Here is a 21338-nt window from a genome sequence, read left to right as displayed (position 1 = left end):
GGAAACAACCGGTTGCCGACCGGCGGGGAGGGGGCCCCGCCCATGAACCGGTGCCGAGGGGGGCATCATGCAACCGGAAGGTCGCCGTCCCGTGTCCATGAGGTGGGGAAGACGTGGGGACTGCGTACTGCCACCGACCCGTGCGCGCGGGCTCAAGGGGGGCTTGCCGCACGCGGCACAGGACCGACGAAACACGCGGTGACCTGCGTGTGGGGGGAATGACTCATGACGTCGACGCCGCCGGGCGCCGGACCGGGCCACGTTCACGACGACCCGTCACAGACCACACAGCTCCGGGTGATCGGCCACCGGACGGGCCAGTTCCGCCGAATAAGGAAGAGCCTGCCGAGATACGACTACGAGCACTACAGCCGGCTCGCGGGCCCCCTCACCCAGCCCGACCCGACGGGGCCCTACAAGGTGCAGTACCGCTCGCTGCTCTCGCAGGAGCCGCATCGCGTCCGCGCCGCGCTCATGCTGGGCGCGGCCCCGGTGCTCTCCCTGGTCCTGCTGTTCTGGCTGCTCCAGCCCGAGCACTGGACGCAACGCGACTATCCCGCCTACGACTTCCTGCCGGCCCTCGACACCGTCATGCTCGTCTCGATCGGTCTGATCGAGTTCTTCCGCTGCATGAACGTACTGTCCAACGCGCATGCCACGCTGGTCGCCCGCGACCCGGTCCCGGTCGTGCCCGAGACCGGCACCCGCGTCGCCTTCCTCACCTCCTTCGTGCCCGGCAAGGAGCCGCTGGAGATGGTGACGAAGACCCTGGAGGCGGCGGTGAAGCTGCGCCACCGGGGCCTGTTGCACGTATGGCTGCTGGACGAGGGCGACGACCCGGCGGTCAAGGAGGTCTGCGCGCGACTCGGCGTGCACCACTTCACGCGCAAGGGCGTCGCCCGGTGGAACCGGGCCAAGGGCCCGCACCGCGCCAGGACCAAGCACGGCAACTACAACGCCTGGCTGGAGGCGCACGGCGACGGCTACGACTTCTTCGCCTCCGTCGACACCGACCACGTGCCGCTGCCCAACTACCTGGAGCGGATGCTCGGTTACTTCCGCGACCCGGACGTCGGCTTCGTCATCGGCCCGCAGGTGTACGGCAACTACGACACGTTCGTCACCAAGGCCGCCGAGTCCCAGCAGTTCCTCTTCCACGCCCTGATCCAGCGCGCCGGCAACCGCTACGGCGCCCCGATGTTCGTCGGCACCTCCAACGCCGTACGGATCAGCGCACTCCAACAGATCGGCGGCCTGTACGACTCCATCACCGAGGACATGGCGACGGGCTTCGAGATGCACCGCGCCAAGAACCCGGCGACGGGGCGGAAGTGGAAGTCCGTCTACACCCCGGACGTGCTCGCCGTCGGCGAGGGCCCGAACGCCTGGACCGACTTCTTCACCCAGCAGCTGCGCTGGTCCCGGGGCACGTACGAGACGATCCTCAAGCAGTACTGGAAGGGCCTGTTCACGCTGGGGCCGGGCAAGCTCTTCAACTACACGATGATGATCATCTTCTACCCGATGTCCGCCCTCAACTGGATCCTCGCGGCGCTGAGTTGTGCCCTGTTCCTGGGGCTCGGCGCCTCGGGCGTGAACATCGACCCGACCGTGTGGCTGATGCTGTACGGCAACGCCTCCGCGCTCCAGATCGGCCTGTACGTCTGGAACCGGCGGCACAACGTCTCCCCGCACGAGCCGGAGGGCTCCGGCGGTGTCGCGGGCATGGTGATGTCCGCGCTGTCCGCGCCGGTCTACGCGCGCTCGCTCATGGACGCCGTACTGCGCCGCAAGAGCAAGTTCGTGGTGACGCCCAAGGGCGAATCGGCGAGCCCCGACACATTGTTCGGGACGTTCCGGATCCACTGGTTCTTCATCCTGGTCTTCGCCGGCTCGCTCGCCGCCGGCTTCACGCTCGGGCACTCCCACCCCGCGATGATCACCTGGGCGTCCTTCGCCCTGCTGATCACCGCGTCACCGATCTTCGCCTGGCGGTACACGCTGCGGCAGGAGAAGCGGAAACCGAGGCCCGCGGCGGCCATTGCCGGGCCGCAGGCCGCGGTTCCGTACCCGGCCCCCGCGCCGCACCTCCCGCAGCAGCGGCCCACCTGGGCGGCCGCGGGGCCCGGGGAGCGGAGCGCGGGCCGGAGCGCGGAGACCGAACAGACCATGCAGATCGCCCTTGGCGGGCTTGGGGGACGTAAAGAATGAAGGACCAGGCCGGCCGCCGTCGTGCCCGCAGGCTCGCGATCGGTACGGTGGTGGTACTCGCGCTGGCCGGGATGAACGGGCCGTGGCTGTACCGCTTCGGGACCGCGCAGTACCACCAGTACAAGATCAACAGACCCGAGTACAAGGCCGAGAACGGGCACTGGGACATCGTCGAGTTCCCGCCGGAGTACCGCCAGGACACCATCCACGCGGCGCTCCTGCACACCGGAAAGATCCTGCTGGTCGCGGGCTCGGGGAACAACCAGGACAACTTCAACGAGAAGAAGTTCGACACCCGGATCTGGGACCCGGTCAAGGGCACGATCAAGAAGATACCCACGCCCAACGACCTGTTCTGCACCGGCCATACGCAGCTGGCCAACGGCAATCTGCTGATCGCGGGCGGCACCAAGCGGTACGAGAAGCTCAAGGGGGACGTCAAGAAGGCCGGCGGCGTCATGATTCTCTACAACGAGAACCCGGACAAGCCGATCACCCTGCCCGCGGGCACCAGGTTCACCGGCAAGTCCAACGGCAGGACGTTCGCCTCACAGGACTCCGTGCTCCTTCCGCGCGCCCGGAAGGTGTTCGACAGGACCGGCAAGTGGCTGCGGAACAACCCCGGTTACGGCCGTGTCTACGTCGAGGCGCCGCAGGAGGGCACCCAGTACGAGACCGGCACCCAGGACAACTACCGGATCCAGGGCCTGACCGGCGCCGACGCGCGCAACACCTATGGCATCGCGCAGAAGCTCGCCCTGGACAAGAAGGACTTCGAAGGGATCAAGGACTCCTACGAGTTCGATCCGGTCGCCGAACGGTACATCAAGGTCGACCCGATGAACGAGGCCCGCTGGTACCCGACGCTGACGACGCTGTCGGACGGGAAGATCCTCAGCGTCTCCGGTCTGGACGACATCGGCCAGCTGGTGCCGGGCAAGAACGAGATGTTCGACCCGAAGACCAGGACATGGACGTACACCCGGGCGATCCGGCAGTTCCCGACGTATCCGGCGCTGTTCCTGATGCAGAACGGGAAGATCTTCTACTCGGGGTCCAACGCGGGATACGGACCGGACAACGTGGGCCGCGACCCCGGTGTGTGGGACGTCGACACCAACACGTTCACCAAGCTGCCCGGACTCAGTGATCCGAACATGATGGAGACGTCCGGGACCGTGCTGTTGCCTCCGGCGCAGAACGAGACATTCATGGTGGTCGGGGGCGGTGGCGTCGGTGAGTCCAAGCTGTCGAGCAGGAAGACACGGATCATCGACCTGAAGGACCCGCATCCCAGGTTCGCGGACGGGCCGGAACTGGAGAAGGGGACCCGCTATCCGCAGACCTCGATCCTGCCCGACGACACCGTTCTGGTGAGCGGCGGATCGCAGGACTACCGGGGGCGTGGCGACTCCAACATCCTGCAGGCGCGGCTGTACCACCCGGACAGCAACAGCTTCACCCAGGTCGCCGATCCGCTGGTGGGGCGGAACTACCACTCCGGGTCGATTCTGCTGCCGGACGGGCGGGTGATGTTCTTCGGGTCCGACTCGCTGTACGGGGACAAGGCGAACACGAAGCCGGGGAAGTTCGAGCAGCGGATCGAGATCTACACGCCGCCCTATCTGTACCGGGATTCCCGGCCGACGCTGGGCGGAGGCCCGCAGACGATTGCGCGGGGTGCGTCGGGGACGTTCACGTCGGATCACGCGGCCGGCATCAAGAAGGTGCGGTTGATCCGGCCGAGCGCGTCCACGCATGTGACCGATGTGGATCAGCGGTCCATCGCGCTGGACTTCAAGACCGCCGGGGACAAGATCACGGTGACGGTGCCGAGGGACCGGAATCTGGTGCAGTCGGGGTGGTACATGCTGTTCGTGGACGACGATCAGGGGACCCCGAGCACGGCGCAGTGGGTGAAGGTGCCGTAGCGCCCCGCGCCGCGAGGGTCAGGGTCACGGTGACCGACCCGGCCGCCATCAGCGTCATCGCCGCGGCCGGGGAGGTCAGTTGGGCCACCGCGCCCGCGAGCGCCGCGCTGACGCCCTGCAGGGTGGACATGCCGACGAAGTGCAGGCCGAGGGCCTGGCCCGCGAGGTCGTCGGGGGTGAGGGTCATCAGGCGTTCCTGCAGGACCAGGCTCGCGGCGAAGCCGACGGAGGCGGCGGTGACGGCCACGGCCGCCGTCGCCGCTCCCGGCCGCAGGACGAAGAGCAGGTAGGGCACCGCCAGCAGCAGCCGCAGCGGGGTCGCGAGCCGGGGGCGCAGCGCGGGCGGTACCAGGCGGCCCACCGCCATGTCGCCGGCGAACATGCCCAGCGCCCCGCACGCGTACAGCGTGCCGGCGGCCGAGGGGCTGTAGGAGACGTAGAGCGATTCGCCGCCGACCACCAGGCCGTTGGGGATCCACAGGCCCAGGTAGGTGAGACGGCGCGGGCGCGAGGACCACAGGACGGCGTTGGTGCGCCAGGTCGCCGAGACGGACGGGCGGCCGGCGGAGCGCGGCGGGCGGGCCGTGAGGCCGAGGCGGGTGACGAGGGCCGATGCCACGTACAGCGCCGCCGCCAGGAGCAGGCAGGTTCTCGGGGTCAGCAGCGTCAGCAGCGCGCCGCCCGTCGCGAACCCGGCCACCTGCGTCAGGCCCCAGAGCATGTTGTGGACCGAACGGCCCAGGACATACCCGTCCTTGGGCAGGATCTCGTTCAGCAGTCCCCCGCGCACTCCCCCGCCCAGCGAGGCGGCCAGGCCCTGCAGGAGTACGACGGCGAAGAGCGCCCGGACCGGCAGTGCGGGCAGCGCCAGCACCGCCGTGGCCGTCGCGAAGGCGAGGCTCATGCCGGACAGGATCGCGCGCGGGGGCAGGCGGTCGGCGCCCGAGAGCAGGAACGCGGCTCCCAGCAACTGCGCGAGCTGCGGGCCGTACATGCTCACCGCCGACAGGAACGGGGAGCCGGTGGCCCGGAAGACCAGCGTGCCGAGGGCCAGGCCGCCGATCGTCTGGGCCGCGGCGTGGGCGGCGAAGGAGAGCAGGAACGGGGTGAACTCCGGGATGCGGAACAGGGTTCGGTAGCTGCGCATGGGTCGAAGTCTCGGACCGGCCCCGGGCCCGTGTTTATTGTTTCGCCGGCATGCGAAAGGTCGTACGCATGGGCTTGTGGCAGATCGGCACCGACACCCTCGTCCGCAGCCGGTTCGTGCTCTCGCCGTTCGCCGAGACCTTCGCGAGCCTGAAGCTGCTGCACGTGGGGACCGGCGCCCATCCGGGCGAGGCGGCCTGGCTGGGCGCGCACCTGCCCGGCTACCGGGCGCGCCTCGCGGCCGACCCGGTGACCGCGCTGCTCGTGCGGGCGGGACTCGGCACGTCCTGGATCGCCGACTTCTTCTGCCCCACCTCGTGCGTCGGGGAGGGCTTCGAGGAGACCGTGGCCCGGGTGCGGGCGGCCGGTGCCGGTCGGGCGCGCGCCGACCTCCGTGTCTCCCTGCGGGGCCCGCTCCCCGCCGGCCTGGAGCGGGACGACCTGCCCGAGCGGGCGACCGCGCTCCTGACGTACGTCTGGGAGGAGACCGTACGGCCGTACTGGGAGCGTCGGCGGCGCGTCCTGGAGGCCGACATGGTCGCGCGGACCGCGCGGGTGAGCCAGGGCGGCTGGGCAGCCGTGCTGGACTCGCTGACGCCCTGGATGCGCTGGATCGGGGAGAGCCGGTTCCAGGTCAATCAGCACGCCTATCCGCCCAGGGAGATCGCCGCCGGGGCCGAGCTGCTGTTCATGCCGGTGACGCCGAGGACCAGTTGGGTGTCGTGGGAGGGGCGGGAGCGGTACGCCGTCGTCTACCCGTGTCTCGGGGTACTCGCCGAGGACCACGACCGGCGGCCCGTCCCGGCCGGGCTCGGCGCGCTCGTCGGGACCGCGCGGGCCGGAGTGCTGGTGCTGCTGGGGACTCCCCTCAGCACGACCCAGCTGGTCGCCGTGACCGGACAGGGGCTGGGGTCGGTGGGCCGGCATCTGCGGGTGCTGCTGGACGCCGGGCTGGTGGAGCGGCGGCGGGCCGGGCGCTCGGTGCTGTACATGCGGACGGCGGCCGGGGAGGTGCTCGTGGAGGCGTCGGGAGCCGGTACCGGTGACCGGGAGCCGGAACCGGAGATGGGCTAGTCAGGGCCGGCTGTTCTTGGCGAGCGCGAGGGCGTACGTCGCCCACCAGTCCCCCGCCTTCGGCCCTCCCTTGCAGGTGCCGTCGGACTCGCCCGGGCGCTTGACCCACAGGTAGGCGTCCACCAGCGGATCCGCGGTCTTCGTCGTCGGGGTCTCGCCCAGGGCGCGGCCGGGCGGGTTGCACCAGCGCTGGCCCGGGTCGCCGGAGGTGTAGGGGCCGTTGCCGTTGCGGCTGGTGTCGATGACGAAGTGTTTGCCGCCCACCTTCGAGGCGAGCTGCCTGCCGTAGGCGAGGGAGTCCTGGGTGGAGTAGAAGTTGGAGACGTTGACGGAGAAGCCGTCGGCCCGGTCGATGCCGGCCTGCTGGAGGGGCTGGAAGATCTGGTCGGGGTGGCCCCAGCCGGCGTTGCCCGCGTCCAGGTAGACCTTGGTGTTCTTCAGGGACTTGAGCTTGGCGATCGCGCCCTTGAGGAGGTCGTAGCGCTCCTCGTGGAACTGGGCGGGCGTGCAGCCGTCCACGAGGTGGAGTACGGCGTCGGGTTCGAGGATCACGATGGCGGAGCGGTCCTCGATGCCCCGGGCCACGCCGTCGATCCAGGCGCGGTAGGCGTTGCCGTCGGCGGCGCCGCCCTGGGAGTACTGGCCGCAGTCGCGGTGCGGGATGTCGTAGAGGACGAGCAGAGCCGTGCGGTCGGACTTCGCGGCGGCCTCGGTGAAGCCGCGGGCCTCCTGCTCCGGGTTCTCCGGGCCGATCCACTCGCCCACCGGCTGCTCGGCGATCTTCCTGATCTGCTCCGCCCGCGTCGTGTCGCCGGACTTGGTGTAGGCGGCGAGCTGGCGGGCCGCGGTGCCGTCCGGGTTCACCCAGAACGGGTCGGCGGCCTTGGGCTGTTGGGTGATGCGGCCGCCGGAGTCCCCGTTCTTGTCCCCGCCGCCGGAGGAGCATCCGGCGAGCAGCAGTGCCGCCCCCAGCACCGCCGCCGCCGACGCTCGCGCGCAGGCACGGGCCCTCCTGCTGTCGTCCATGCGAAATCCCCCCTGGTCCCCCCTGGGCGAACTGGTCCCGGTGCCAATCGTGGCATATCCGGCCGGTCCGTCACGAGGTCGCGTGGTGGGGCGTACGAGGGTCAGCGGGTGGTTCCGGTGAGGTAGGCGGACACCACCACGTTGGCCGTGTAGCTGCGGCTGGCACGGTCGAAGGTGCCGCCGCAGGTGATGAGGCGGAGTTCGGCGCGGCCGGGCCGGTGCGGGCCGTAGGCCTGGCGGGCGTCGAAGCCGGCGCGGGGCAGGACGCGGACGTCGTCGACGGTGAACGCGGCGACCTGGCCGTCCGAGCGGACCACGCGAACCGTGTTGCCGGGCTTGAGGGTGCTGAGCTTGTAGAAGACGGCGGGCCGGGTCTCGGTGTCGACGTGCCCCACCAGGAGTGCCGCTCCCTCGGCGCCGGGTCTGGTGCCGGCGCCGTACCAGCCGACCACGCCCGGCTGGTCGAAGGGCGGCGGGTCCACGGCGCCCTGGGCGTCCAGGCCGCGGCTCACCACCGGTGCCTGCACGCCGAGCCGGGGGATGTCGACGCGCTGGGGCAGGGCGTCCCCGAGCGGCCGGGCGGCGCGGGGCAGCAGGGCGGGATCGACGGGGCCGAGGGCGAACACGCCGCCGGGGGTGGTGCTGTCCGCGCCCCGCGGTACGTCGGTCAGTGCGCGCCCCCACAGCCACAGCCCGAGCAGCAGCAGCGCCCAGGCGAGGCCGGTGATCAGCCGCGCGGTGCCGGTGGTGCGCGCGTGCTCGTCGGGCATGGTCCGCCCTCAGCGCGGGTCGCGGCCGCGGCGGGCGCGGAGCCCGACGGCGACCGCCGCGGTTCCGGCAAGGCCGAGCCCGGTCACCGCCTGGACGGTGTCGGGCCCGGACTCGGTGGTGGCCACGGTGGCGAAGTGCGCGGTGCCGCCGCCGCCCGCGCGGACGGGGGCGAAGGGCGAGGCGCCGTCGACGGGCTCACGGCCGGGCTTCTCGCTCTGCCCGTCCCCCCGGTCACTCCCTGTCCCCCGGCCGGTCCCCGCCCCCTGCACGGTGCCGGTCCCGCGGTCGCCCACCGTGATCCTCCCGCTGATCACGTAGTCGGCGCAGGTGACCCGGACGTCGTAGGCGCCGGGCTTGAGGGAGGAGCGGACCCGGGTCTCGCCGGACAGGCTGCCCTGGCCGCCGGTCAGCCGGGCGTCGGAGACGAAGGCGGGTGAGACGGCGGTGCCCTGCCGTCCGGAGCAGCCGCGGACCCGCAGGGCCACGTCGGCGCCGGGTGCGGGGGAGGCGGGGGTCACGGACACCGGGCCGGCGTCGGCCGCGTGGGCCGCGTGCGCCGCCGGGGCGAGGACGGCGGCGGCCAGGATTCCGGTACAGAGAGTGAGGCGTGCTGAGCCCATCGTGAACCTCCAGATACCAGGAGGCTCCCCCGGCCCGGGCGCCCCCGCATCCTCGGAGGGCGCCCGATTGCTCCGAATGGGTGGATCAGGGAATGAAAACCCCAGGTCAGACCAGGTCGACCAGATCGGCGATGGAGTCGACGACCTGGGAGGGGCGGAAGGGGTAGCGGTCGACGTCGTCGGGCTGGGTGACGCCGCTGAGCACCAGGAAGGTGCGCATTCCGGCCTCCAGACCGGCGAGGACGTCGGTGTCCATGCGGTCGCCGATCATCGCCGAGTGCTCCGAGTGCGCGCCGATCGCGTTGAGCCCGGCCCGCATCATCAGCGGGTTGGGCTTGCCGACGAAGTACGGCTTCTTGCGGGTGGCGGCGGTGATCAGGGCGGCGACCGAGCCGGTGGCGGGCAGATCGCCCTCGGTGGACGGGCCGACGTTGTCCGGGTTGGTGGCGATGAACCGGGCGCCGCCGTTGATCAGCCGTACGGCCTTGGTGAGGGCCTCGAAGGAGTAGGTGCGGGTCTCGCCGAGGATCACGAAGTCGGGGTCGTGGTCGGTGAGGATGTAGCCGATGTCGTGCAGTGCCGTGGTCAGACCGGCCTCGCCGATGACGTAGGCGCTGCCGCCGGGCCGCTGGTCGTTCAGGAACTGGGCGGTGGCGAGCGCCGAGGTCCAGATGTTCTCCACCGGCACCTCCAGGCCCATGCGGTTCAGCCGGGCGTGCAGGTCGCGGGCGGTGTAGATGGAGTTGTTGGTGAGGACCAGGAAGGGCCGCCCGGACTCACGCAGCTTCTTCACGAAGGCGTCGGCTCCGGGGATCGGCACCCCCTCGTGGATCAGGACGCCGTCCATGTCGGTGAGCCATGACTCGATGGGCTTGCGGTCTGCCATGTTGCGCGTCTCCTGGCATGCGTACGGTCAAGAAAGCGGGGGCGAGAAAGCGGGGGGCGCCGGAACCACGGCGTACCGACGCCCCCAGCCTAGCCATCACTGGCCTGATCCTGACCCCGGTCTGCTGCCGGTTGTCCAGGTCAGCTGCCGGTGGCCGACTTCCAGTCCTCGACGTACGACGTGAGGTTCTTGTTGATGTCGTTCCAGTCGGGCTCGAAGAAGTCGACGCCGTCCATGAGCTTGGTGAGGGCGATGGCGTTGGCGTCGGTGGCCTTGACGTCCTGGCGGGCCGCGAAGCCGCCGCCGATCCCGCTGACCTCCTGCTGCTGCTTCTGCGCGAGCATGAAGTCGAGCAGCTTCCTGCCGTTCTCGCTGTGCGGGGCCTTGGCGGCGAGGCCGGCCGCGTACGGCAGGGCGAAGGTGGTGCGCTTGCCGTTCTTGTCGGCCGGGAACCAGATACCGAGGCCCGGCATGGTCTTGGACTGGGCGTAGTTCATCTGCACATCGCCGTTGGCGACGAGCAGTTCGCCCTTGTCGACCTTGGGCGCGAGCTTGCCCGTGGAGGCGGACGGGCCGACGTTGTTGGCCTGCAGCTTCTTCAGGTAGGCGAGGGCCTGGTCCTTGCCGCCGAAGTCGTGCATGGCCTTGATCAGGACGGCGGTGCCGTCACCGGCGACGCCCGGGGTGGAGTACTGCAGCTTGTTCTTGTACTTGGCGTCGAGCAGTTCGTCCCAGGTCTTGGGGGCCTGCGCCAGCTCCTTCTTGTTGTAGACGAAGCCGAAGTAGTTGTTGACGACGGAGGTCCAGGTGCCGTCCGGGGCCTTGTCGGCGCCGCTGACCTGGTCGGAGTCCTTCGGCTCGTACTTCTCCAGCAGGCCCTTTTCGTCGGCCTGCTGGATGAAGGGCGGGAGGGTGACCAGCACATCGGCCTGCGGGTTGCTCTTCTCGCGGACGGCGCGCTGCACGATCTCGCCGGAGCCGCCCTCGACGTATTTGACCTTGATACCGGTCTGCCGGGTGAAGTCCGCGAAGACCTTGTCGTACCAGCCGTCGCCGTTCTCGCCCTTGAGGCCGTCGGCGCTGTAGACGGTGACTTCCTTGGCGTCGGAGGCGGAGGAGGAGCCGCCGCAGGCGGACAGCGCGGGGGTGGCGAGGAGAGCGAGGACTACGGCGAGCGTGATGCGGGTTCTGGGCATGGCGAGGCCAACTCCTGGCGTTCTCAAGGGGATTACAGGGGTTGTGGGGGGTGCGGGGGGGCTATTGCGGGGGGTGGGTCAGCGGTACGACGCCCGGGTGCGGACCCGGGAGACGGCGAACAGGACGAGCAGGGTCGCGGCCATCAGCACCACGGCGACGGCGGAGCCGGTGAACAGGGCGCCGCGGTCGGTGGCCGCGTAGATCAGGACGGGCAGCGGGGTCCAGTCGGGCGGATAGAGCATCATCGTGGCGCTCAGCTCGCCCATGGACAGGGCGAAGCAGAGGCCGGCGGCGGCGGTGAGCGAGGGCAGCAGCAACGGCAGCCGTACCCGCCACAGCACGTGGGACGGCCGGGCGCCGAGGGAGGCGGCGGCCTGTTCGTAGGCCGGGTCGAGGCGGGTGATCGCCGCCGACACGGACTGGTGGGCGAAGGCGGTGACCAGCACCGTGTGCGCGAGGATCACGATCCACCGGGTGCCGTTGAGCAGCATCGGCGGCTTGGAGAACGCCACCAGGACCGACAGTCCGACCACGACCGACGGTACGGCCACCGGCAGCACGAACAGCGCGTCCATGACCCTGCGGTACCGCTTCTTCAGCGCCGCCCCGGCCAGCGCGGCCCAGGTGCCGACGGCCAGCGCGAGCAGGCTGGCCGCGGTGGCGGTGAGCAGGCTGGTGGTGAGCGCCCGCAGGGCCTCGCCGCGGGTGGCGGCGCGGTAGTCGGCCATGGTCGGGCCCGAGGGCAGGACGCCGGACCAGTGCGTGGCGAAGGAGGCGCCGAGCACGACGAGGAGGGGAAGGGCGAACAGCGGCACGAAGAGCAGCAGGAACAGCGCCCATACGGCCCACTTGGTCCTGCGGCTATGCACCAGCACGACGGCTCACCACCCGGTAGAGGCCGTACAGGCCCACGGAGATCAGGACGTTGACGACGGCGACCACGCACGCGCCCGGATAGTCGGACTCCAGGATCGCCTTGCTGTAGACGAGCATCGGCAGGGTCGTGACCCCTTTCGCGCCGGTGAAGAGCACGATCCCGAACTCGTTGAGGCAGAGGACCAGGACGAGACTTCCGCCGGCGGCGAGCGCGGGCAGCGCCTCGGGAAGGATCACCTGCCGCACGATCCGCGGCGCCCGCGCCCCGAGCGAACTGGCCGCCTCCAGCTGTGCGGTGTCCAGCTGCGAGAACGCGGCGAGCAGCGGCCGCATCACGAACGGCGTGAAGTAGGTGACCTCCGCCAGCAGCACCCCCCAGGGCGTGGTGAGGAACTGGAAGGAGCCGATGATGCCCGTGGTGCCGTAGATGAACAGCAGCGCCAGCGTGATCAGGAAGGACGGGAAGGACAGGTAGACGTCGATGAACCGCGCCACCGCCTTCGCCCCGGGGAACGGCACGAACGCGATGACCAGCGACAACAGGAAGCCCAGGACCAGGCATCCGGCGGTGGCGGCCGGCGCCAGCCAGACCGTGGTCCACAGCGCGTTCCGGAAGCCTTCGGAGGCGAAGACGTCCGCGTACGGCTGCAGGGAGGTGCCTCCGCCGTCGGGCTGGAAGGACTGCTGGACGACGAGGGCGAGGGGATAGAGGAAGAAGAGGGCGAGGAGGGCCACGGGAGGAAGGGCCCACAGCAGTCGCCTACTCATGGCCGACCCCCGCGGGCAGCAGTACCGCGTCCTCGGCGGCGAAGTGCAGGCTCACCGGGTCCCCGAGCGCCGGTGGCTCCTTCAGCTCGCGCACGTCCGCCATGACGGAATGCCCGTCGACCTCGACGTACAGCCGATGTGTGGCCCCCCGCCACTGGATCTCCCGTACGACACCGTCGAGTCGGTTGGGACCCTGCCCCAGCCCGATGACATGCGGCCGTACACACAACGTGGCCCGCGCCCCCGCGACCACCTCCCCCGTGTCGACCTTCAGCTCGGTCCCCGCGAAGCCGACGCCCCCGGAACCCACGGTCACCGGCAGCAGATTCGCGCCGCCCACGAAGGAAGCCGTGAACTCGCTCTTCGGCGCCCGGTACAGCTCGCGAGGCGTACCGCACTGCTGAAGCCGCGCCGCGTCCATCACCGCGATCCGGTCGGCCAGCGTCAGCGCCTCGACCTGGTCGTGGGTGACGTACAGCATCGAGACGTCGGGCAACTCCCGGTGCAGCCGGGCGAGTTCGGCGAGCATCCCGGAGCGCAGCCGGGCGTCGAGCGCGGACAGCGGCTCGTCGAGGAGCAGGACGTCCGGCCGGATGGCGAGGGCGCGGGCGATGGCGACGCGCTGCTGCTGTCCGCCGGACAGCTCGCGCGGGTGGCGGCGGGCGTAGCCGGCCATGCCGGTCATCTCCAGCGCCTCGGCGACCCGCTGCCGTATCTCGCTCTTGGCCGTTTTACGGGCCCGGAGTCCGAAGGCCACGTTCTCGTCGACCCGCAGGTGCGGGAAGAGCGCGTAACTCTGCACGACCATGCCGATGCCCCGCCGGTACGGCGGCAGGTCCGTCACGTCCCGGCCGCCGAGAAGCACCCGCCCGGACGCGGGCCGGACGAACCCGGCGACCGCCCGCAGCGCGGTGGTCTTGCCGGATCCGGACGGCCCGAGCAGCGCCATGACCTCGCCCGGCTCGACGGTCAGGTCGAGCGAGTCGAGCACGATGTTGCGGTCGTAGGCGACGGTGACGGAGTCGAAGCGGATGCCCATCTCAGCGCGCTCCCGTAAGCAGGGCGGGCAGGCCGGCGACGGAGTCGAGGACGTGCGTGGCACCGGCGGCGCGGAACGCCTCGTCGCCGTGCGCCCCGGTGCGCACCCCGGCGACCAGCCCGGCCCCGGCCCGTACGCCGCTGAGCACGTCGTACGAGGTGTCCCCGACGACGGCGACCTGGCGTACGTCCTCGGCGGCCTTGGTGCGGACGAATGCCTCCAGGACCATGTCCGGGTACGGCCGTCCGCGCCCGCCGGCGTCGGCCGGGCACAGGGTGAGCGGGACGAGGTCCTGCCAGCCGAGGGCGTCGAGGATGGCGTCCTGGGTGACGCGGGCGAAGCCGGTGGTCAGGACGACGGTACGGCCACCGGCGGCGAGTTCCTCGACGGCCTCGCGGGCGCCCGGGACCGGGGCGATGAGACCGGCGTCGACGAGGTCGCCGTACGCCTTCTCGAAGGCGGTGTTGGCGCGCTGGGCGCGGTCCTCGGCGCCGAACAGGTGCCGGAAGACGGAGATCTTGGACTCGCCCATGGTGGCGCGGACGTAGGCGAGGTGTTCGGCGTGCTCGGCCGAGCCGGGTGCGACGCCCAGTTCGGCGGCGGCCGCCGCGAAGGCGCGCTCGACCAGTCCGCCGTCGGCGACGGTCGTGCCGGCCATGTCGAGGACGACGAGACGGATGTCGGTCAAGGTGGTCGAGGAGGTCGAGGAGGTCAACGTGCTCACCAGCCCAGTTCGTTCGCGGTGGTCTCGGCTATCGCGGGGGAGCAGGTCATGCCGCGCCCGCCGGGCCCGGTGACCAGCCACACACCGTCGCTCACCTGCTGCCGGTGGACGACCCGGCTCGTGTCGGTGCACTGCGCGTACACACCGGCCCAGCGGCGGCGGATGCGCGGCAGCGGCCGGCCGAGGAGCGACTCGACGACCCCGGTGAGGTGCTCGTACGGCTCCTCGACGGTGTCGAAGGCGAAGGGGTGCTCGTACTCGTGGGTGTCGCCGATGGTCAGTCCGCCGTCGGCGCGCTGCACCATGAGCAGCTGCATCTTGTGCTCGGCGGCGGTCCGCGCCTGAGCTTGGCCGGCGTTGAGCGCGTCCAGGGCCGGGGAGGCGTAGGCCGGGTAGTAGCGGAAGCTGTCGGCGTCCGCGACCGAGGTGGTGAGCGGCTCGCCCAGCGGGTCGGTCTGCATCATCTGCAGGCGCACGCGGCGCACGGGCAGGTCGGGCCCGGCCAGCTCGCGGACGAGCCCGCCGAGCCAGGCGCCGGTGCACAGGACGACGGCGTCGGCCTCGTGCACGTCCCCGTGATCGTCACGCACGCTTGCGGCGCCGGTCACCTCGCGCACCTCCCGCCCCGCCAGGAAGGTGTAGTTCGGGGACTTCAACAGTTCGGCGTGCAGGGCGAGTTGGGCGGTACGCGGCTCGACGGCCGCGTCCCGCTCGCAGTACAGGGCGGCGGTGAAGTCGCCGCGCAGAGCCGGGTTGAGGGTGCGGGCCTCGCCCGGGGTGAGGAGCTTGTAGCCGCGGGCGGCGGCGTCCGGGCGGGCCACGGCGGCCTCGGCGACGGCCAGTTCCAGGGCGCCGCGGACGGGGGTCAGGGACCCGTTCGCCCGGAAGCCCAGCGCCGGCACCCGCGCGCCGATGCCCTCCCACAGCTCCCGCGCCCGCAGCGCGGTCTCCAGCTCTTCTCCACCGGCGCGGCCGCTGACCCAGATCTGCCCGAAGTTGCGCAGCGAGGCGCCGCGCGCCTCGGCCTCGCGCTCGATCTGGACGACCTGGTGGCCGCGTTCCACTGCATGCCAGGCGTGCATGGTGCCCACCACGCCTGCTCCGACGACTGTCACTTTCACGACGTCAACGCTCCTCGGGATCGGGTAACCGGAAGGGTCCGGCTGACAACGAGAGCGTGAACGACCCATCACGTTTGGGCTAGACCCGTTATCTTTTCGTGATACTCATGATGACGTACGGGAGGTTGCCTTTCAGCCGCGCGGATGGGTGCGGATGGGTGGCGGTGAGGAGTGACGGTGAGGGGTGGCGGTCAGCCTTCGAGGTGGGCGGTGAAGGAGAACCGGTCGCCGCGGTAGAGGGTGCGCACGCGCTCCAGCGGCCGCCCCTCCGTGTCCCGGGACACCCGGTGGATCAGCAGCATCGGCAGGGCGGGCGGGGTGCCGATGAGCAGGGCCTCGCGGGGCGTGGCCAGCACGGTCTCGATGCGTTCGTCGGCGTCGCCGAAGTCGATGCCCTGGGCCTTCAGATAGGCGTAGAAGGAGGAGTCCGGGTCGAAATCGCGCTGCAGACCCGGCACGCGCCCGACGGAGACGTAGGTGCTCTCCAGCCCGACCCGCTCGTCGTCGGCGAGCAGCACCCGCTCCAGGTGCCAGACGGGTTCGCCGCGGGTGAGTCCGGTCTCGGCGGCGAGGGCCTCAGGGCAGGGGAAGCGGTCGAGGGTGACGAGCGTACGACCGGGCGTACGCCCCTGCCGCCGCACGCCCTCGGTGTAGCTGGCGAGGGACAGCGGCTGGGCCAGCTTGGGCCCGGCGACGACGGTTCCGCGCCCCTTTCGCCTCAGCCGCCCCTCCAGCACCAGCTCCCGTACGGCCTGCCGCACGGTCTCGCGGGCGACGTCGTACCGCTCGGCGAGGTCCCGCTCGGTGGGGATGACGCTGTCCTCCCCCAGTTCGTCCAGCAGCGCGGCGATCCGTGCCTTCACCGCGTAGTACTTGGGGATACGCCCGTGCTCGGGAATGCCGGAGCGGACGGGGGCGCCGGGGGCCTGGTCGTTCGGGTAGTCCACGCAGGGATCGTCGCAGACGGGGCGGGTGCCGGTCGTACGCCCCCTGGCTCAACGGCGCCTGCGGGCCAGCAACGCCACGCCCGCGCCGACACCGAACAGCACAGCCGTGGCCGCAAGCAGCCCGGAGGCGAGGCCGGGCCCGGTCCGGGCCAGCTCACCGGCCCGCCGCCCCTCCTCCGGCCCCGCCTCGACGAACGCCGGGGAGTCGGGGGTGGAAAGGGAGGTGGGGGCGGGGGTGGCCTGCGGGCTGCTGGATGCGCTGGGGGGCACGCTCGCGCCGTTCCGTGTGCTCTCCGGATCCGGCGTCGGGCCCGTCCCGTCCTCGCCGATCCCGAACCGATAGGGGTTGGACTCGCCGACCCAGTCCCCGTCGTCGCCCCGGCGCTGGACGACGGCCGCGTTGACGGTGACCCGCTCCGTCACGGCGTCGTCGGGCAGCGCGAGTCTGACCTTGACGCTGACGGTCCCGCCGGGCGGTACGGCGAACCCCTCGAACCCGGGGGCGTCCAGCACGCCGATCAACTCCTGCTCGTCGGTGCTCTCGAACTTCACCGGCCGGGCCGTGGAGCCGTCGTAGAAGTCCAGCCGGGGCTGGTCCGGGCGCAGCGCGCGCTTGTCGTCGACGAGCACGATCACCAGGTGGACGGCGGTGCAGGTCCGGCGGGTGGTGTTGGTGAGGTCGACATACCAGGTGCCGTATGCGCCGCCCGGCTCGTACCAGCCGGGTCCCCCGCGGATCCGGGTCGCGAGCGGGAAGGCGTGCGCGTCGGCGCCGACGCAGGCGGGGGGCGAATCGGCGCGGGCGGCGGCCGGCGACGCGGGAGCGAGTACGACTACGGCGACGGCGGCTGCGGTTGCCGTTGCGGTCGCAGTTGCGGCAAGGCAGGCGGGCAGAGATGTGCACAGTCGCATGAACATATGACCATGCCGGGTCTCCGGGGGTGCGCGGAGGTGCCACTCCGGAACCCCGGGGAACTCCGCTCGATCAGCGGAGCTCCCGGAGGGCGGGGGTGGTCAGCTGGTGTCATGCAGGCCGTCACCGGGTGCGGGTCCGTGGCGGGCTGGTCGCGCAGTTCCCCGCGCCCCTCAGGGAACTGCAGCCCCGTCGGCTTCACGGCACCGCCTCCGCTGCCACCGTAGCTGCGCCCAGCCACAGCACCGAGCAACTGCCCCCGCTGCAGCACAGCGCAGCGTCACGTATCGCCCCGTCCGAACACCGCCCCCAGCAACAACTGTGCCGCCCCCTCCGCCACGACCCGCTCCCCGCCGCCCGCCACCCGGACCGGCACCTCGCCGCCGAGCACGCCCTCGCGCCGGGCCCGGGCACCGAGCACGTCACCGACCCCCCGCACGAACACCTCCGGCGTCCGCGCGACCGTCCGCCCCCCGAGCAGCACCACATCGATGTCCAGCAGCCCCACCAGATTCGCCGCTCCCACCCCCAGCACCCGCGCCGCCTCCCGGGGCTCCCCGCGCCCCACCGCGGCCAGGCACAGCGCCTCCACGCACCCCCGGTTCCCGCACTCGCAGGGCGGCCCGTCCAGCTGGATCACCTGGTGCCCGAACTCCCCCGCCCCGGTCCGGGCCCCCCGATGCACGCGCCCGCCGATCACCAGACCGGCACCGAGCCCCGTACCGAGATGCAGATACGCGAAGGACCCGGATGCCGCCTCACCCCCGACGGCCAGCCCGAGCGCCGCCGCGTTGGTGTCCTTGTCCACCACGACCGGCACCCCCAGCCGCTCCCCGAGCGCGTCCCGCAGCGGAAACCCGTCCCATTCGGGAAACCCGGTCACCCGGTGCAACACCCCGCGAGCGTGATCGAGCGGTCCCGGAAGCGCCACGCCCACCCCGAGCAGCGTCCCGACCCCGGCGAGCCCCTCGTCCCCGAGGCCGAGGCCGTCCGCCACCAGCCCCTCCACGGCCCCGGCGACCACCCCGAGGACCGCCTCCGCCCCGGCCCCGAGATCCAGCTCCGCCCGCCGCTCCCCCACCACGGTCCCGTCCAGATCGACCAGCACCGCCCGCAGCTCGTCCCGGTCCAGATGCACCCCCACCGCATGCCCCGCCTCCGGGACCAGCCGCAGTACGGTCCGCGGCTTGCCCCCGGTCGACGCGCGCCGCCCGGCCTCCGCCGCGTACCCCTCCTCCCGCAGCCGTGCGGTGATCTTGCTGACGGCCTGCGGGGTCAGCCCGGTCCGCTCGGCCAGTTCCAGCCGGCTGATGCCGTCCGCCCCGGCGTCCCGCAGCAGCCCCAGCACCAGCGCGGCGTTGTGGCTGCGCACGACACCGAGATTGGCCCCCGCCGGCCCGCCGGGCCCACCGCCCGCCTGTCCCTGCACCGTCCGCGCCCCCGTCGCCGTCCTCGTCCTGTTCACGCCACCCATTCTCCCCACCACTTGCACTTTGGCAACAGCGTTGCGAAAGTAGGAGCCATGACTGCTTCCCCCCGCCGCGTCGGTCTGATCGGCTACGGCCTCGCCGGCTCCGTCTTCCATGCCCCGCTGATCGCCGCCGCCGAGGGCCTCGCCCTGGACACCGTGGTCACCTCCGACCCGGCGCGGCAGCGGCAGGCCCGCGCCGAGTTCCCGGACGTGACGCCCGTCGCCACCCCGGAGGAGCTGTTCGAGCGCGCGGACCGGCTGGACCTGGTCGTCATCGCCTCGCCGAACAAGACGCACGTCCCGCTCGCCACCGCCGCCCTCAAGTCGGGCCTGCCGGTCGTCGTCGACAAGCCGGTCGCCGGCACCGCGGCGGAGGCCCGTGACCTCGCCGCCCTCGCCGAGGAGCGCGGCCTGCTCCTGTCCGTCTTCCAGAACCGCCGCTGGGACAACGACTTCCTGACCCTCCGCCGGCTGATCTCCCAGGGGGATCTCGGTGACGTCTGGCGCTTCGAGTCCCGCTTCGAGCGCTGGCGCCCGCAGCCCAAGGGCGGCTGGCGCGAGTCCGGCGACCCGGCAGAGATCGGAGGTCTGCTCTACGACCTCGGCAGTCATGTCGTGGACCAGGCCCTGGTCCTCTTCGGCCCGGTCACCGAGGTCTACGCGGAGTCGGTCGTCCGCCGCCCCGGCGCCGAGACCGACGACGACACCTTCATCGCGCTCACGCACGCGAACGGCGTCCGCTCCCATCTCCACGTCTCCGCGACGGCCGCCCAGCTCGGCCCCCGCTTCCGGGTCCTCGGCTCGCGCGCGGGCTACGTCAAGTACGGCCTGGACCCGCAGGAGGCGGCCCTGCGCGAGGGCGACCGCCCCGGCACCACCGCCGACTGGGGCACGGAGGACGCGTCCCTGTGGGGTCGTATCGGCTCTGGGGAGTCCCCGGTGACCGGCGGCGGGACCGCCGTACCGACCCTGCCCGGCGACTACCCCGCCTACTACGCGGCCGTCGTCCGCGCCCTGGCCGGCGCCGGCCCCAACCCGGTGACCGCGCTGGAGGCGGCCGCCGCCCTCGACGTACTGGAAGCGGCTCGCCGGTCCGCCCGCGACAAGGTGACGGTGACCCTCCGATGACCCGGACCGCCCCTGAGTCAACCCCGTCCGTCGAGGAACTGGAGGCCCAGGAACGGCGCCTGGTCTTCCGGCAGTTCAGCCACGACGACGCCTGGGCCCTCGGCTCGCTCCTGGTCGAGCTGGCCCGGGACCGGCAGGCCCCGGTCGCGATCGACATCCACCGCGCCGGCCAGCAGCTCTTCCACGCGGCCCTGCCGGGCTCCACCCCGGACAACGACGCCTGGATCGCCCGCAAGCGCCGGGTGGTGGAGCGCTACGGCGCCTCCTCCTACCTGGTCGGCGCCCGCTTCCGCGCCAAGGGCAGCACGTTCGAGGACTCCTCCCGCCTGGACCCCGGCACCTACGCGGCGCACGGCGGCTCGTTCCCGATCCGTGTCGAGAACGTGGGCGTGATCGGCGCGGTGACCGTCTCCGGCCTGCCCCAGCTGCAGGACCACCGCTTCGTCGTGGCGGCGCTGGAGCAGTTCCTGGGCAGCTGACCGGGGATTACCCCGGGGCGCCCGCCGGTTGGCACAGATGTCACATGCGTCACGGCATCGCACCCGACCGGAGGAAGTCCCGCCCATGAGCGACACCGCAAGCCTTCTCAAGGAGTCCGTCGGCCGGTACGGCATCTGGAGCCACGGCCTGCGCGACGAGGATCCGTCCCGCCGGGCCGAGATCGGCGAGGCGGCGGCCGAGCTGGAAGAGCTCGGCTACGGCGCCGTCTGGCTGGGCGGCAGCAGTGCCGCCCGGCACGCCGTCCCCCTGCTGGAGACGACCTCGGCGCTTACCGTCGGCACCAGCATCCAGAGCATCTGGCAGTACGAGGCCGGCGCGAGCGCCGCGGCCTTCGCCGAGGTCGAGGCGGCCCACCCCGGCCGCTTCGTCCTGGGCCTCGGGATCAGCCACGCCAAGCTGCACGACCAGTACCGCCGCCCGTACTCGGCCCTGGTGGCCTACCTCGACGCCCTGGACGAGGCCGGGGTGCCCGCGCACCGCCGGGTGCTGGCCGCCCTCGGCCCGAAGACCCTCGGCCTCGCCGGCACCCGCGCGGCCGGCGCGATCCCGTACCTGGTCACCCCCGAGCACACGGCCCGGGCCCGCGAGATCCTCGGCGAAACCGCGCTGCTGGCCCCGGAGTTCAAGGTCGTCCTGGAGACCGACGCGGCGAAGGCCCGCGCCGCCGCCCGCGACACCCTCGCCCTCTACCTCGCCCTCCCCAACTACACCACCACCTGGCTGCGCCTCGGCTTCACCGAGGACGACTTCGCGGACGGCGGCAGCGACCGCCTGGTCGACACCTTCTTCGCCTGGGGCGACGACGCGAGGATCCGCTCCCGCATCGACGCCTTCCACAAGGCGGGCGCCGACCACGTGGCCCTCCAGGTCATCGACTCCGGCTCCCGCGAGGGCCTCCCCCGGGAGGCATGGAGGAGGCTCGCTGCCCTTTTGGAGGCGTAGCCGACAAAAAGGGGCGCGGGGAACTGCGCGACCAGCCACGAACCAC

General features: G+C 71.8%; 20 protein-coding genes. 6 read left to right on the top strand and 14 right to left on the bottom strand.

The window, feature by feature from the left end:
• The first annotated feature begins 225 nt into the window (after window positions 1–225).
• Together AB5L52_RS27750 and AB5L52_RS27745 are read left to right on the top strand one after the other, a co-directional pair.
• Complete coding sequence (locus AB5L52_RS27750; RefSeq protein ID WP_369366837.1) at window positions 226–2211, top strand: glycosyltransferase family 2 protein; 1986 nt, start codon at window positions 226–228, stop codon at window positions 2209–2211.
• Window positions 2208–4142, top strand: a complete 1935-nt coding sequence (locus AB5L52_RS27745; RefSeq protein ID WP_351025661.1) for a kelch motif-containing protein — start codon at window positions 2208–2210, stop codon at window positions 4140–4142. Before AB5L52_RS27750 ends, AB5L52_RS27745 begins: the two co-directional genes overlap by 4 nt.
• Here AB5L52_RS27745 and AB5L52_RS27740 read toward each other — a convergent pair.
• Window positions 4030–5289, bottom strand: coding sequence for an MFS transporter (locus tag AB5L52_RS27740; protein ID WP_369366835.1), 1260 nt, complete (start codon window positions 5287–5289; stop codon window positions 4030–4032). The genes AB5L52_RS27745 and AB5L52_RS27740 overlap by 113 nt on opposite strands.
• A gap of 68 nt (window positions 5290–5357) precedes the next feature.
• On the opposite strand from AB5L52_RS27740, the gene AB5L52_RS27735 reads away from it, so the two are divergent.
• A complete protein-coding gene (locus tag AB5L52_RS27735; protein ID WP_369368982.1) occupies window positions 5358–6362 on the top strand; it encodes an ArsR/SmtB family transcription factor in 1005 nt (334 codons plus the stop codon).
• Here the strand turns inward: AB5L52_RS27735 and AB5L52_RS27730 are convergent, their stop codons facing one another.
• The 13 genes from AB5L52_RS27730 to AB5L52_RS27670 form a co-directional block, all read right to left on the bottom strand.
• Entirely contained in the window at window positions 6363–7388 is a 1026-nt protein-coding gene (locus tag AB5L52_RS27730) for a glycoside hydrolase family 6 protein (RefSeq protein WP_351025653.1), read from the bottom strand.
• Between the two features lie 101 nt (window positions 7389–7489).
• A complete protein-coding gene (locus tag AB5L52_RS27725) occupies window positions 7490–8158 on the bottom strand; it encodes a class F sortase (RefSeq protein ID WP_369366833.1) in 669 nt (222 codons plus the stop codon).
• A gap of 9 nt (window positions 8159–8167) precedes the next feature.
• A complete protein-coding gene (locus AB5L52_RS27720) occupies window positions 8168–8779 on the bottom strand; it encodes a hypothetical protein (protein WP_351025648.1) in 612 nt (203 codons plus the stop codon).
• A 106-nt stretch (window positions 8780–8885) separates the two neighbouring features.
• The gene (locus AB5L52_RS27715) at window positions 8886–9665 is read right to left on the bottom strand and encodes an HAD-IIA family hydrolase (RefSeq protein ID WP_351563072.1); all 780 of its coding nucleotides are present in this window, start codon (window positions 9663–9665) and stop codon (window positions 8886–8888) included.
• A 140-nt stretch (window positions 9666–9805) separates the two neighbouring features.
• Window positions 9806–10861 carry a 2-aminoethylphosphonate ABC transporter substrate-binding protein gene (locus tag AB5L52_RS27710; protein WP_369366830.1) on the bottom strand — a complete coding sequence of 352 codons (1056 nt, stop codon included), beginning with the start codon at window positions 10859–10861 and terminating at the stop codon, window positions 9806–9808.
• A gap of 78 nt (window positions 10862–10939) precedes the next feature.
• Window positions 10940–11737 carry an ABC transporter permease subunit gene (locus AB5L52_RS27705; protein WP_351765540.1) on the bottom strand — a complete coding sequence of 266 codons (798 nt, stop codon included), beginning with the start codon at window positions 11735–11737 and terminating at the stop codon, window positions 10940–10942.
• A complete protein-coding gene (locus tag AB5L52_RS27700) occupies window positions 11724–12506 on the bottom strand; it encodes a 2-aminoethylphosphonate ABC transporter permease subunit (protein WP_351563078.1) in 783 nt (260 codons plus the stop codon). Before AB5L52_RS27700 ends, AB5L52_RS27705 begins: the two co-directional genes overlap by 14 nt.
• A complete protein-coding gene (locus AB5L52_RS27695) occupies window positions 12499–13545 on the bottom strand; it encodes an ABC transporter ATP-binding protein (protein WP_351025634.1) in 1047 nt (348 codons plus the stop codon). The genes AB5L52_RS27700 and AB5L52_RS27695 overlap by 8 nt, the downstream gene beginning before the upstream one ends.
• A gap of 1 nt (window position 13546) precedes the next feature.
• Window positions 13547–14203 carry an HAD family hydrolase gene (locus tag AB5L52_RS27690; RefSeq protein ID WP_369368981.1) on the bottom strand — a complete coding sequence of 219 codons (657 nt, stop codon included), beginning with the start codon at window positions 14201–14203 and terminating at the stop codon, window positions 13547–13549.
• A 62-nt stretch (window positions 14204–14265) separates the two neighbouring features.
• Window positions 14266–15390: a TIGR03364 family FAD-dependent oxidoreductase gene (locus AB5L52_RS27685; RefSeq protein WP_351765535.1), complete on the bottom strand. Its 1125-nt coding sequence runs from the start codon at window positions 15388–15390 to the stop codon at window positions 14266–14268.
• Window positions 15391–15581: 191 nt separating this feature from the next.
• On the bottom strand, window positions 15582–16337 hold the full coding sequence (locus tag AB5L52_RS27680; protein ID WP_351563084.1) for a GntR family transcriptional regulator: 756 nt from the start codon (window positions 16335–16337) through the stop codon (window positions 15582–15584).
• 48 nt (window positions 16338–16385) lie between these two features.
• Window positions 16386–17255 carry a hypothetical protein gene (locus AB5L52_RS27675; protein WP_369366827.1) on the bottom strand — a complete coding sequence of 290 codons (870 nt, stop codon included), beginning with the start codon at window positions 17253–17255 and terminating at the stop codon, window positions 16386–16388.
• A 275-nt stretch (window positions 17256–17530) separates the two neighbouring features.
• Window positions 17531–18679 carry an ROK family transcriptional regulator gene (locus AB5L52_RS27670; RefSeq protein WP_369368980.1) on the bottom strand — a complete coding sequence of 383 codons (1149 nt, stop codon included), beginning with the start codon at window positions 18677–18679 and terminating at the stop codon, window positions 17531–17533.
• Window positions 18680–18772: 93 nt separating this feature from the next.
• Between AB5L52_RS27670 and AB5L52_RS27665 the strand changes: the two genes are divergently transcribed.
• From AB5L52_RS27665 to AB5L52_RS27655, 3 genes are all read left to right on the top strand, one after another.
• The gene (locus AB5L52_RS27665) at window positions 18773–19849 is read left to right on the top strand and encodes a Gfo/Idh/MocA family oxidoreductase (RefSeq protein ID WP_351765531.1); all 1077 of its coding nucleotides are present in this window, start codon (window positions 18773–18775) and stop codon (window positions 19847–19849) included.
• Window positions 19846–20328 (top strand): heme-degrading domain-containing protein, encoded by a 483-nt coding sequence (locus tag AB5L52_RS27660; RefSeq protein WP_351765529.1) that lies wholly within the window; start codon window positions 19846–19848, stop codon window positions 20326–20328. Before AB5L52_RS27665 ends, AB5L52_RS27660 begins: the two co-directional genes overlap by 4 nt.
• Window positions 20329–20413: 85 nt before the next feature.
• Window positions 20414–21292 carry an LLM class F420-dependent oxidoreductase gene (locus AB5L52_RS27655; protein WP_351765527.1) on the top strand — a complete coding sequence of 293 codons (879 nt, stop codon included), beginning with the start codon at window positions 20414–20416 and terminating at the stop codon, window positions 21290–21292.
• Window positions 21293–21338 lie beyond the last annotated feature (46 nt).

Origin of the sequence: Streptomyces sp. CG4 (assembly GCF_041080655.1) — a bacterium.
In the GTDB taxonomy this organism is placed as follows: Bacteria; Actinomycetota; Actinomycetes; order Streptomycetales; family Streptomycetaceae; genus Streptomyces.
This window is presented reverse-complemented; position numbering and strand designations above follow the sequence as displayed.